The following is a 12540-nucleotide window of genomic DNA, read 5'->3' on the forward strand; positions in this document are numbered from 1 at the left end:
ATGTAATTCTAAAGCTATTACCATTCCAACAGAATGGTAATGAATTGACTGTGCCAAAATTAAGTAAACTTAATTTTGTATTGGTCACTCAGTTCATTGAAACCAAATTGATTTCCGAGGAAATCTTGCTTTGCTAATGCAAAACAAATTTTGATATTCATCAACGAGTGCCCACACAGATTGATAGGTTTAAATTGTTAAAGAGCTTTGCTTTTCGAAGTCTTCTTCTCAAAGCGGACGGTCATTCTAGCGAATTAGCATTCAGTGTCAAACACTTTTTGAAATTTAATTTCTTACCTGATTCCGTCTTACCGATTACGCTTGAAGCCTTATAGCGTATGCCTTCTCAGTGGGGTCGCATTATAGGGAGCTCTCAAAACATAGCAACTACTTTTTCATAAAAAATGAATAAATAGAGGTTAACTGCTCAATAGATCACCAAACATTAAAAAAGAGAGCATTTCTGCTCTCTTTTTACTCTAACATCCGACTTTTTACTAAATAAAAGCGTAAGCATCTGCGTACATATGATCGCTCTTTGCTTGTTTATTTTGGGTAAACAAGTCACGTGCAGCACCAGCCATTTCAAAACGACCAGCAATATAGATGTCGTAATCAGCTAAAGAATCAAAGTCTTCACTAATTGCTTGAAGAACGTTTCCTGTCTTGCCGCTCCAACCAGCTGGTACTTCTTCGACTACAGGTACAAAGTGAACGTTATCATTGCTTGCGGCTATTTTCAGTAGTTCAGATTGTGCATACAACTGGCGCTCGTCTTTACCACCCCAATAAAGATAGATAGGGTTCGACTTACTCTGCGCGATACAGTGATCTAAGATTGAACGTACGTAGCTAAAACCAGTACCACCAGCAATAAGTAAAAGAGGACGTTCACTTTCTTCTTTAATCCATGCATCACCATGTGGCGCATCGATATCAATATCACCATCTTCTGCTAATGCTTTTTTCATCGCTTCTACAACTTCTAGAGCATAGGCATTGTGTTCAGCAGCACCAATATGAAGCTCTAATTCACCTTCATGGCGGCAAGGGCTGCTCGCAATCGAAAATGGACGCTTGTCTTTCTCGCCCATTTCTACCATCAAGTATTGCCCTGCTTTAAAAGTCACGGGAGTTTCTGGGTGAAGCAATATTTGATACGTGTTACAAGCTAATGGTTCAATAGACTTAACTTTACATTTAATTGTCATGTTTTCCTCTCGCTAACCTTTAGTCCTCAAAGGTTAAAACTAAATTACTTTCTGCAAATGCCTGACAAGCAAAAACCCAGCCTTGTGCTTGCTCTTTCTCTGTGAGCATTGGTTCAAGGTGATAACTGACTTGTCCTTCTAATTTTTTACATAGACACATAGCGCATGCACCTACTTGGCAACGATTTGGGAAGTTAATATTGCTGTTGAGTGCAGCTTCCAAAATCGTTTGCTCACTTTCTACATCGAAACTGATATTTTCTGGGTACAAGACTACTTGGTAGCTCATAAAATTCCTAGCTGATCCCAGATACTATCAATTTTTTGTACAACTTTAGGGTCTTTAGTTATTGGAGTGCCCCACTCACGCAGACACTCTTCCCCTTGGACTTTGTTTGTTGCGTCTAAGCCCATTTTAGAAGGCTCCGAATTACCCTCTAAAAATAATGTATCTCTAGAAGGATCCATACGGGTCGTTATAGCCCAGATAATATCGTTCCAATCTCGGACATTTACATCTTCATCGCATACGATAACGAATTTGTTTTCAGTGAACTGAGCCCAGATACCATTGATTACTTTCTTCGCATGACCTGCTGATGTTTTATTAATAGAAACAATCACCATGCTTTGGTTTTCATTTTGCAGGTGGATATCGATTATCTCTGGGAAGGCTTTTGCTAATTCAGCCAGGTGCTTTTCGGTTTCTTCTTTATTGACTATAAGCGGAGTAACCTCAGTAGAAAGCGCTAATTCAGCCTCCCACTTTTTAGTAATATCCAACCCCATCTTAGAACCTAAACCTACAACGGGAGAAGCAAAGTCTAATGAATCAATCGGAGTATTCTCGATCATGAGGCTATCGCGTACTGGGTCCATGTGTTCCGCCATAGCCTGAGTCACGGATGACCAATCCCGAGCATTCACATCTTCATCGCATACTAGAACAAACTTGGTATACATGAACTGACGTAAAAAGGACCAAACTCCCATCATTACGCGTTTCGCGTGACCTGGGTACTGCTTCTTCATTGTCACCACCGCCATTCGGTATGAACAACCTTCTGGTGGCAGATAAAAATCTTCAATTTCCGGGAACTGTTTTTGAAGGATAGGCACAAACACTTCATTAAGTGCAACACCTAGAACTGCGGGTTCATCAGGTGGTCGCCCAGTATAAGTACTGTGATAGATCGGGTTCTCGCGCATAGTTACATGAGTAATAGTAAACACATGATGCTTTTCTTTCTCATTGTAGTAACCAGTATGGTCTCCATACGGTCCTTCGTCTGCGAATTCATTCGGATCTATATAGCCTTCCATTACTATTTCAGCGCTAGCAGGAACTTCTAAATCATTGCTGATGGATTTGACCACTTCCGTTTTACTACCGCGTAGTAAACCAGCAAAAGCATATTCAGATAATGAGTCAGGAACTGGGGTCACTGCCCCTAAGATTGTTGCTGGGTCAGCACCAAAAGCAACAGATACAGGAAATGGCTTTCCTGGATTCGTTTCCATCCACTCTCTTAGATCAAGTGCACCACCACGGTGAGCAAGCCAGCGCATGATGATTTTATTCTTGCCTATTTTCTGTTGACGATAGATACCAAGATTTTGGCGCTTCTTATTCGGACCACGCGTAACAGTAAGACCCCAAGTTAAAAGCGGTGCTACATCATCCGCCCAACAACTCATCACAGGAATCTTATCAAGATCAACATCATCACCTTGCCATACAACTTGTTGGCAAGCCGCTTTACGTAAACGTTTAGCAGGCATATTCAGAACTTGTTTGAATACTGGTAGCTTATCTAACGCATCTTTAAAACCTTTTGGCGGTTCAGGCTCTTTTAAATAAGCTAACAGCTTACCAACTTCTCGGAGCTCTTTTACGTCTTGTCTTCCCATTCCAATCGCGACACGCTGTGCCGTACCAAACAAGTTGGTTAAAACAGGAAAATCATAACCGATAGGGTTTTCAAACAACAACGCAGGACCACCAGCTCGTAAAGTACGATCACTGATTTCCGTCATTTCATAGTGAGGGTCAATTGGGTGAGCAATGCGTTTCAATTGACCATTCTTTTCTAGATGATCAATAAAATCTCGTAAATCCTTAAAACTCATAGGGCTTCTAAATGGCTGGTTAATCTACAAACAGTATAACAAAAAGGAAAACGCATCGGTCCCCCTTTTTAGTAAGGTTATCTGGCATTTGGATCTCAGTTAAGGAATGAATTTTTGTATCAAAGAGCCTTTCACTGTCGGGTTATCGTCAACGAGGTCTTGTAACCAAAGGGTATGACCTTGTTTAGCTAGCTCCCTTGCCACTAAAGGAGCCTCTTCCGCAATTGCCATTCGAGACACAAGAAATGCTTTAACATCATCAGGTAGAGGATTAACTCTTGTTAGCAACGTGATCGCTTCATCTTTTAATCTAGGATTTTTAGTTGCTTCCATAACTTGCTGTAGTGCGAAAGGTTGATGCGTTTTTGCCAACCTCTCTAATTCAGCCTGACTATGGTAGTCCGCTCTCATTTTCCATAGTAGCTGATATACAGACGCGTCTTCACTGACTTGGGCAAACCGAACCACCACTTGTGTTGATGGTAACCAACTCACAATAGTCGAGCCAGCAAATTGGCTAGATAAGAAATCCACGGCTTCAGGTGACAAGCTATCCAGTTCGCGGATCAGTAAAGCTTCACGTGCCTGAACTTGATGATCTGATCCCGATAACCACTTCTGTAAATCAAGTTGCTTTTTCTCAGCATCTAAAACAAAGACAAGCGTCGTTTGATCTTGTCGCCACTGCTTTATTAGTCGGCTTGCGATTGAAGGAAAATTAAATGCAGGGGTTGTGAATTCATAACCATCTCCTCGCTCCAAGACTTGGTACGTGGGCACGATTGCACGTTGCTGCTCAATGAAAATAGACATCTTCGCTGTTAAAACAACGTTCTGCTGTTCAAGCTTTTTTAACAGCTGGTATCGAGCAACTTCTTGTTGAGGGAAAGCTAAACGCTCTAAAGAAAATCGCAGTGAATCAACTTCATCACGCATGACAAGCTCAAGAAGCTCTGCGGTTTTTGATTGTATTTGCTCATTCTCAAGCCAAGTTTCTACTGCCTGTGAAGACATTTCAGTTGCATGTCCCATACCCACAGAAGATACGAGCAAAGAGGTAGATAGGAGTAATGACGACAACAGTCCGTGTTGCATGTTAACTTCCTTGTAACATTTTTGTTCATTCTGCAAGCAGTACAGAAAAAATGCAAATAAAAAACGCCGCCCTTGGGCAGCGTTTCATTACTTCAGATAACTCACGTTACTTCTGACGACGCATAGCATCGAAGAACTCATCATTGGTCTTCGTCATTGCTAGCTTGTCGATAAGGAATTCCATTGCATCGATTTCGCCCATTGGGTGAACAATCTTACGCAGAATCCACATTTTCTGCAGTTCATCTTTCTTCGTCAGCAATTCTTCACGACGAGTACCAGAGCGGTTAAAGTCGATAGCCGGGAATACACGCTTTTCCGCAATCTTACGGTTTAAGTGCAACTCCATGTTACCAGTACCTTTAAATTCTTCGTAGATAACTTCATCCATCTTAGAACCAGTATCAACCAATGCAGTTGCGATGATAGTTAAGCTTCCGCCTTCTTCAACATTACGAGCTGCACCGAAGAAACGCTTTGGACGATGTAGAGCATTTGCATCTACACCACCAGTCAAAACTTTACCTGACGATGGAACAACAGTGTTGTAAGCACGAGCTAAACGAGTAATTGAATCAAGTAAGATAACAACGTCTTTCTTGTGCTCAACTAAACGTTTCGCTTTTTCGATAACCATTTCTGCAACTTGTACGTGGCGAGATGCTGGTTCATCAAATGTTGATGCTACAACTTCACCTTTAACTAGACGCTGCATTTCAGTTACTTCTTCAGGACGCTCATCGATAAGTAAAACCATCAACTCACATTCTGGGTGGTTACGAGCAATGCTTTGAGCAATGTTCTGTAACAGCATTGTTTTACCCGCTTTTGGCGGAGCAACGATAAGACCACGCTGACCTTTACCAATTGGTGAAGCGAGATCTAGGATTCGAGCTGTAATATCTTCAGTCGCACCGTTACCTGCTTCCATAACCATACGCTCGTTCGCGTGAAGTGGTGTAAGGTTTTCAAAAAGGATTTTATTACGTGCGTTATCTGGCTTATCGTAGTTAACCGTATTTACTTTCAGTAGTGCAAAGTAACGTTCGCCATCTTTTGGTGGGCGAATCTTTCCGGCAATTGAGTCGCCAGTACGTAAGTTGAAACGACGAATCTGACTCGGTGATACATAAATATCATCAGGACCAGCAAGGTACGAACTGTCGGCGCTACGTAGGAAACCAAAACCGTCTTGAAGAATTTCCAGTACCCCGTCGCCAAAAATGTCTTCACCACTTTTTGCATGCGCTTTAAGGATGGAGAAGATAATATCTTGTTTTCTTAGACGAGCTTGATTTTCAAGACCTAAGCTTTCGCTAAGTTTAACAAGTTCAGACACAGGTCTGTTCTTCAGTTCAGTAAGATTCATAGTGGTGGAAGTTTGTTTAGTCAAAATAGGATCTGTTTTCTTAAGTTAAGAAGGATTTGGTCTCAGGATCGACCAAGAAGAGGAATGTTGTTCAATTAACGTGCGATAAATTAGCACTAATTATTAGCCTAGTCTAGCATTACAAAAAACAAAACCGCGCATTTTTCTTTGCGCGGTTTCTTTTCTAATACAAACCTAATTAAAGGTTAGCGTCTAAAAACTCTTTTAGTTGAGTCTTAGACAATGCACCAACTTTAGTTGCTGCTACACCGCCATCTTTAAAAAGAAGCAGTGTTGGAATTCCGCGGATACCAAACTTTGGTGGCGTTCCAGCATTCTGGTCGATATTTAGTTTACCGATAGTGAGCTTGCCTTCGTACTCATCTGCGATTTCATCAAGAATCGGGGCAATCATCTTACAAGGACCGCACCATTCTGCCCAAAAATCAACAAGAACAGGGCCTGCAGCATTGATTACATCGTTATCAAAACCGTCATCAGTTAGCTGCAAAATCTTATCACTCATCTTCCACTCCAATGTGTTTTTTAGAACTGGTTGGATGATAACCAGTAAATAGATGCCCTATTGGAATGTATTTACTTTCGTATTGCAAGCTTAAGCTGATATTCTATAGCGATGAAAAAGACGCATATCACAGAGCAAAAGTTCGCCGACTTGGATTTACTTCCGCAAGTCATTGAAGGATTGGAGAAAAAAGGGTTCGACTATTGTACCCCTATCCAAGCCTTGGCGCTCCCGGTACTGCTCACCGGCCAAGACATTGCAGGCCAGGCCCAAACGGGTACTGGTAAAACGCTTGCGTTTCTTACTGCTACTTTTAACCACCTGCTAAAAACACCTGAGCATGAAGGGCGTAAGCCTAACCAGCCACGTGCGATTATTATGGCACCAACGCGTGAACTCGCGATTCAGATCTACAACGATGCTGACTCTCTGGTTGCAAGCACAGGTATCAAAGCAGCACTCGCTTACGGTGGCGAAAGCTACGACAAGCAACTAGGTAAAATCGAAGAAGGCGCAGATATCTTAATTGGTACGACTGGTCGTATCATCGATTTCTACAAGCAGAAGGTGTTTAACCTTAACCACATTCAAGCCGTTGTACTTGATGAAGCAGACCGCATGTTCGATCTTGGCTTTATTAAAGACATTCGTTTCTTGTTCCGCCGTATGCCTGAGCCAAAAGATCGCCTGAACATGTTGTTCTCTGCGACGCTTTCTTACCGTGTACAAGAGCTTGCCTTTGAACACATGCACAACCCAGAGCATGTTGTTGTTGAGCCTGAGCGCAAAACGGGTCACCGTATTCAAGAAGAACTGTTCTACCCTTCTAACGAACACAAAATGGCGCTTCTGCAAACACTTATTGAAGAAGAATGGCCAGATCGCGCAATCATTTTTGCAAACACAAAACACAAATGTGAATCAGTTTGGGGTCACCTAGCCGCTGATGGACACCGTGTTGGTTTACTAAACGGTGATGTACCACAGAAAAAACGTGAGAAGATTCTTGAGCAATTCACTCAAGGTGATGTCGACTTACTCGTAGCAACCGATGTTGCAGCACGTGGTCTGCATATTCCACAAGTAACGCATGTATTCAACTTCGACCTACCTGACGATTGCGAAGATTACGTTCACCGTATCGGTCGTACGGGTCGTGCAGGTGAAAGTGGTCATTCAATTAGCTTTGCTTGTGAAGATTACGCAATCAATCTTCCACCAATCGAAGAATACATCGAGCATGCAATTCCAGTCTCTGATTATGATGCATCAGCATTATTAGAAGACCTACCAGCTCCACTGCGCTTACGCCCACGTAATCCGCAACAACGTCGCTCAAACAACAATGGTCCACGTAACGGTAACCGTAAGCCGCACCAAAACCGTCGCCCACGCCAACCGCGTCATAACAAGGAAGCTTAGTCGCTTATGAGTCAAACAGTGTCACCTCCGCTTTATGCTGCAATCGACCTCGGGTCGAACAGTTTTCATATGCTCGTTGTGCGTCATATCGATGGCAGCGTACAAACCATGGCAAAAATTAAACGCAAAGTTCGTTTAGCCGCAGGCTTAGATGAAAATAATGCGCTTAGTACTGAAGCCATGCAGCGCGGTTGGGACTGTTTGAGTCTCTTTGCAGAGCGATTACAAGATATTCCACCAGAAAATATCCGTATTGTCGGTACTGCAACCCTGCGTACCGCAACCAATGTGGATATTTTTCTAAAGAAAGCCAATGATATTCTTGGACAAAAGATCAACGTTATCTCTGGGGAAGAAGAAGCCGCCACTATATATAAAGGTGTGGCTCATACTTCTGGAGGCAGCGGTCGCCGTTTAGTGGTTGATATTGGCGGAGCAAGTACCGAAGTTATAATTGGTGAAGGTTTCACAGCAAAAGCATTAACTAGCTTAAAAATGGGCTGCGTGACTTGGCTTGAACGCCACTTTAAAGATCGCCAATTGAATGCCAGCAACTTTGATAATGCTATAGAAGCTGCTAAAGCAACTCTATCTCCTATCCTTGATAACTATAACCAACTTGGTTGGGATGTCTGTGTAGGGGCAAGTGGTACAGTACAAGCCTTACAAGAAATCATGCTTGCGCAAGGTATGGATGAGGTAATCACTCTTACTAAACTTAAGCGCTTACAAAAACAAGCCATGCTTGCCGAACGTTTAGAAGAATTAGAGATTGAGGGCTTAACACTAGAACGCGCTTTAGTATTCCCTAGTGGCCTATCAATACTGATTGCGATATTCGAGTCACTTAAAATCGAATCTATGACCCTTGCTGGCGGCGCTCTTCGTGAAGGTTTAGCTTACGAAATGGTCGATGAGCTTCGTCATGACAACATTCATAACCGCACAATTGCTAGCGTACAATCTCGCTACCAAATGGATGTTGAATACGGTGAACAAGTTGCAACACTTAGCCAGAATCTATTGGCGCAAGCCGGTGGTGACGAATGGATAAGTGAACCTCAAGCCTCGGTATTATTAACCACGGCGGCAAAACTGCATGAAATTGGGTTAACCATCGACTTTAAGAAAGGTGGTGAACACGGGGCATATTTGCTACAAAACCTCGACCTTCCTGGTTTTACCCGAGCTCAAAAATTTTGCTTAGGTGAAATTGTGCGACGCTACCGAGAGCAGCTTACTTCATTACCAGAGCAACATGCGGTGTCTGGTACTAGCAGTAAACGTATTTTACGTCTTCTACGCTTAGCGACATTACTGACGCATCGTCGTAATACGCAGCTTGAGCCGCAAGTATCTCTTGAGGTCAATGGCGATAACCTGACTCTTTCAATTTCTAAGCAATGGTTAGTGGATAACCCACTCACGGCTGCTGAACTGGAAATTGAAGCCAACCGACAAAGCGATATTGGATGGCCGCTCGTAATAAACGCGAGTGAGTAGACATCGTAAGTTTGGTTGGAAGAACCAGACAATTGAAAGAATAGTGCATTCGAATTAAGTAATTATCGAACACAAAAAAGCCCAAGCAACTCGCTTGGGCTTTTTCTTATATCACGCACAAAGTGTATAACGTTTAAACTAGAAATATTTAAACCAAATTAAGCATTCACACCCGTTGCTTTAAAGTCAGGGTTTACGGCTGTTAATTTTCTTACTACAAAATTAAGAAGCACACCGTACATAGGAACAAACAAACCTAAGCTGATAATTAGCTTAAACCCATAGTCCACCAGCGCAATTTCTGTCCAGTGTTCAGCCATGAAAGGATCAGGGCTTTGGTAGAAAGCAATCGCAAAGAAGGCAATCGTATCTAAAGCATTACCAATCAACGTTGAGCAAGTTGGGGCGACCCACCACTGCTTTAGCTGGCGTAATCGGTTGAAAACATGCACATCCAAAATTTGACCTAGCAAGTAAGCCATAAAACTTGCAGCAGCGATGCGGGCAACAAACAAGTTGAATTCAGACAGTTGACCAAACCCTTGGAATTGACCTTCAAAAAACACAACTGAAAGCAAGTACGACACAGCAAGTGCAGGTAACATCACTAAGAAAATGATTTTACGGGCAAGCTTGGCACCAAAAATACGAACAGTTAAATCAGTCGCTAAGAAGATAAACGGAAAAGTGAATGCGCCCCAAGTGGTATGCATTCCAAAGACGGTAAAGGGAAGTTGAACCAAATAATTGCTGGATGCAATGATCACCAAATGGAACAAAACTAGTAGTGCTAGGGCTTTGCGCTGTTGCGCAGGGGTAAAATTACTCATGCTGTAACCTTTTTAGTTTGGTTTGGGGGTGAGGGAACCCAAATCGAGTCTCTTAGTCAGTGATGAATAAGGCTCTTACCAATAATGTGAAAAACAAATGTATAAAATAAATCGCTCTACTGAGCGGCGGGCGATTATACATTAATCAATATTGGCTGCAATAATGGAGAAAAACGCAAACGTTTATCCCCTATAAATTATTTTCATCTTGCTTGTGACGACTCAATGTTTTTAAAAACCGCGTTCAAACAGTGTTGCTAAGTAATCAAATTCTTCTCGGCTTTCGGAGGCATTTAATGACTCTAACCAAATAGATTCACTGTAATGTTCCGACTTTAAAAAGAACTTACACCCTTCAAAGTCAATCAACCAAGAATGCATGTCCGCGTCCCACTGCTTTTCAACAATCGAAGCTGAAAGTAATGTGACTAAACGGTCACCGAGCTTAGGGTAAGAGTCAAAATCAAAACGAGGGGCAGTGATAAGTAATCGACCTTCATCTGCTAGGTATTCTCGTAGACCAAATTCCGTTTGTGTTTTCATTTATCGTAACCGTTATTTATTTAGCTTCTTTTAGTGGTATGCATTCTAGATAAGAAAAGACCAATTAACCGTGAGTCGTAATATGCTCTTGAATCAAATCCAAGAAAGGATCAGCGTACTTGTCTAACTTACGTTGACCAACACCATTTACAGCAAGCATTTCTCCATAAGAGGTTGGCAGCACTTCAGCCATATCAATCAATGTTGCATCACTGAACACCACATAAGGTGGTAAACCATCTTGATCGGCAATGGATTTACGCAGCTTACGAAGTTTGGCAAAGAGTTTCTTATCGTAATTCTTGCTCGTCAGTTTATCGGCTTTCGCACTTCTGACTGCGGTATCTAATCTAGGCACTGCAAGTTCTAAATTCATTTCACCACGCAGCAAAGGGCGTGCTTCTTCGGTTAACTGCAATGTTGAATTGCGAGTGATGTTTTGGAACAGCAGACCTTTATGAATAAGCTGCCTAAAAATACTTATCCAATAGTCATGGCTATGATCTCGACCAATCCCATAGGTTGAGAGCTTATCGTGTCCATTATCTCGCACTCGAATATTTTGCATTCCGCGCATTACTTCTACTACATAACCCATACCAAACGACTGGTTCACTCGGTAAACGCATGACAGTGCTTTTTGCGCTTCTTCAGTAGCATCAAAGTGTTTCGGCGGATCTAAGCAGATATCACAGTTGCCACAAGGCTTGTCGCGATATTCGCCAAAGTAATTCAATAGCACTTGACGTCGACATGTTTGAGCTTCCGCAAACGCACTCATTGCATTGAGCTTATGGCTCTCCACTTGTTTCTGCGGGCCTTCTTCTTTCTCATCCAACATGCGGCGAAGCCAGCCAATATCAGCCGGGTCAAATAGCATCATTGCTTCTGCCGGTAACCCATCTCGCCCTGCTCGTCCTGTTTCTTGGTAATAAGACTCAATGTTGCGCGGAATATCAAAGTGCACAACAAAGCGTACATTGGGTTTATTGATTCCCATACCGAAGGCGACGGTTGCCACAACAATTTGGATGTCATCACGTTGAAAAGCTTCTTGCACATAAGCACGTTCATCGGTATCTAAACCTGCGTGGTAACTTGCCGCACGAATACCGTTATTGCACAGCTTTTCAGTGACCATCTCTACTTTCTTACGGCTACCACAATAGATGATGCCGCAGTTGCCTTTCTGAGTTTCAAGATAGCGAACCACTTGTGATATAGGCTTATGTTTCTCAACTAAGTTGTATCGAATGTTTGGTCGGTCAAAGCTGCCGAGGTAAGTATGAGGGTCCACCAGCTGAAGACGCTGGATAATGTCATTTCGAGTAGCGTCATCAGCCGTTGCTGTCAGCGCCATGTAAGGCACATGAGGGAAGTACTGTTTTAGCTGACCTAACGATGCGTATTCAGGTCTGAAGTCATGACCCCATTGAGAAATACAATGCGCTTCATCTACCGCAATCATCGAAAGGGGTAAACCCTGTAAACGTTCAATGAAGTCACGCATGAGAACTCGCTCAGGAGAAACATACACCATCTTCAGCTGACCTGAATTCATACGGTTGAATACGCTAATTAAAGCATCGCGTGGCATAGAGGAGTTAATACACTCAGCCGCTACACCATCTGCTTTTAATTGGTCTACCTGATCTTTCATTAAAGAGATCAATGGAGAGATAACCAAAGTTAGCCCTTCACGCACTAGCGCAGGAATTTGGTAACAAAGCGATTTACCACCACCGGTCGGCATAATAACTAAACTATCTTGACCTTCAACCGCTAAGTCTATGACCTCTTTTTGACCGTCACGAAACTCCTGGTAGCCAAATACATCTTGTAAAATGGTTTGGGCATCAGCGGTGGGCGTCGACGTTTGCTCTGCAATCAAAGTGGCGGTCATTGGGTATC

Annotated in this window: 11 protein-coding genes; 2 read left to right on the forward strand and 9 right to left on the reverse strand. The window is 42.6% G+C overall.

The genetic code is table 11. The features are described 5' to 3' along the window. Positions 1-497 precede the first annotated feature (497 nt). From fre to trxA, 6 genes are all read right to left on the reverse strand, one after another. Positions 498-1211, reverse strand: coding sequence for an NAD(P)H-flavin reductase (gene fre, locus L4C37_RS21030; protein WP_273295449.1), 714 nt, complete (start codon positions 1209-1211; stop codon positions 498-500). Positions 1212-1230: 19 nt separating this feature from the next. Further along, a complete protein-coding gene (locus L4C37_RS21035) occupies positions 1231-1500 on the reverse strand; it encodes a 2Fe-2S iron-sulfur cluster-binding protein (RefSeq protein ID WP_429769848.1) in 270 nt (89 codons plus the stop codon). Continuing rightward, complete coding sequence (ubiD, locus tag L4C37_RS21040) at positions 1497-3341, reverse strand: 4-hydroxy-3-polyprenylbenzoate decarboxylase (protein WP_273295446.1); 1845 nt, start codon at positions 3339-3341, stop codon at positions 1497-1499. Before ubiD ends, L4C37_RS21035 begins: the two co-directional genes overlap by 4 nt. A 99-nt stretch (positions 3342-3440) precedes the next feature. After that, complete coding sequence (locus L4C37_RS21045) at positions 3441-4436, reverse strand: hypothetical protein (protein ID WP_137375516.1); 996 nt, start codon at positions 4434-4436, stop codon at positions 3441-3443. 106 nt (positions 4437-4542) lie between these two features. Next, positions 4543-5805: a transcription termination factor Rho gene (rho, locus tag L4C37_RS21050; protein WP_137375542.1), complete on the reverse strand. Its 1263-nt coding sequence runs from the start codon at positions 5803-5805 to the stop codon at positions 4543-4545. 199 nt (positions 5806-6004) lie between these two features. After that, positions 6005-6331 (reverse strand): thioredoxin TrxA, encoded by a 327-nt coding sequence (gene trxA, locus L4C37_RS21055; RefSeq protein ID WP_010440700.1) that lies wholly within the window; start codon positions 6329-6331, stop codon positions 6005-6007. 111 nt (positions 6332-6442) lie between these two features. Between trxA and rhlB the strand changes: the two genes are divergently transcribed. Beyond that, complete coding sequence (gene rhlB / locus L4C37_RS21060) at positions 6443-7753, forward strand: ATP-dependent RNA helicase RhlB (RefSeq protein WP_137375517.1); 1311 nt, start codon at positions 6443-6445, stop codon at positions 7751-7753. Positions 7754-7759: 6 nt separating this feature from the next. Further along, positions 7760-9256 carry a guanosine-5'-triphosphate,3'-diphosphate diphosphatase gene (gene gppA / locus L4C37_RS21065; RefSeq protein ID WP_273295419.1) on the forward strand — a complete coding sequence of 499 codons (1497 nt, stop codon included), beginning with the start codon at positions 7760-7762 and terminating at the stop codon, positions 9254-9256. Between the two features lie 158 nt (positions 9257-9414). Here gppA and L4C37_RS21070 read toward each other — a convergent pair whose 3' ends face one another. From L4C37_RS21070 to recQ, 3 genes are all read right to left on the reverse strand, one after another. Then, complete coding sequence (locus tag L4C37_RS21070) at positions 9415-10086, reverse strand: 7-cyano-7-deazaguanine/7-aminomethyl-7-deazaguanine transporter (protein WP_137375519.1); 672 nt, start codon at positions 10084-10086, stop codon at positions 9415-9417. Between the two features lie 231 nt (positions 10087-10317). Further along, positions 10318-10629, reverse strand: a complete 312-nt coding sequence (locus L4C37_RS21075; protein WP_273295416.1) for a DUF3630 family protein — start codon at positions 10627-10629, stop codon at positions 10318-10320. 64 nt (positions 10630-10693) lie between these two features. Then, complete coding sequence (gene recQ, locus L4C37_RS21080) at positions 10694-12532, reverse strand: ATP-dependent DNA helicase RecQ (RefSeq protein WP_429769852.1); 1839 nt, start codon at positions 12530-12532, stop codon at positions 10694-10696. Between the last annotated feature and the right edge of the window lie 8 nt (positions 12533-12540).

It is taken from the genome of Vibrio kagoshimensis (genome assembly GCF_050337535.1).
Classification (GTDB): Bacteria; Pseudomonadota; Gammaproteobacteria; order Enterobacterales; family Vibrionaceae; genus Vibrio; species Vibrio gallaecicus.

Coding starts and splice junctions, on each gene's coding strand:
- fre (WP_273295449.1), bottom strand. CDS start 1,211: ATGACAATTAAATGTAAAGTTAAGTCTATTGAACCATTAGCTTGTAAC.
- L4C37_RS21035 (WP_429769848.1), bottom strand. CDS start 1,500: ATGAGCTACCAAGTAGTCTTGTACCCAGAAAATATCAGTTTCGATGTA.
- ubiD (WP_273295446.1), bottom strand. CDS start 3,341: ATGAGTTTTAAGGATTTACGAGATTTTATTGATCATCTAGAAAAGAAT.
- L4C37_RS21045 (WP_137375516.1), bottom strand. CDS start 4,436: ATGCAACACGGACTGTTGTCGTCATTACTCCTATCTACCTCTTTGCTC.
- rho (WP_137375542.1), bottom strand. CDS start 5,805: ATGAATCTTACTGAACTGAAGAACAGACCTGTGTCTGAACTTGTTAAA.
- trxA (WP_010440700.1), bottom strand. CDS start 6,331: ATGAGTGATAAGATTTTGCAGCTAACTGATGACGGTTTTGATAACGAT.
- rhlB (WP_137375517.1), top strand. CDS start 6,443: ATGAAAAAGACGCATATCACAGAGCAAAAGTTCGCCGACTTGGATTTA.
- gppA (WP_273295419.1), top strand. CDS start 7,760: ATGAGTCAAACAGTGTCACCTCCGCTTTATGCTGCAATCGACCTCGGG.
- L4C37_RS21070 (WP_137375519.1), bottom strand. CDS start 10,086: ATGAGTAATTTTACCCCTGCGCAACAGCGCAAAGCCCTAGCACTACTA.
- L4C37_RS21075 (WP_273295416.1), bottom strand. CDS start 10,629: ATGAAAACACAAACGGAATTTGGTCTACGAGAATACCTAGCAGATGAA.
- recQ (WP_429769852.1), bottom strand. CDS start 12,532: ATGACCGCCACTTTGATTGCAGAGCAAACGTCGACGCCCACCGCTGAT.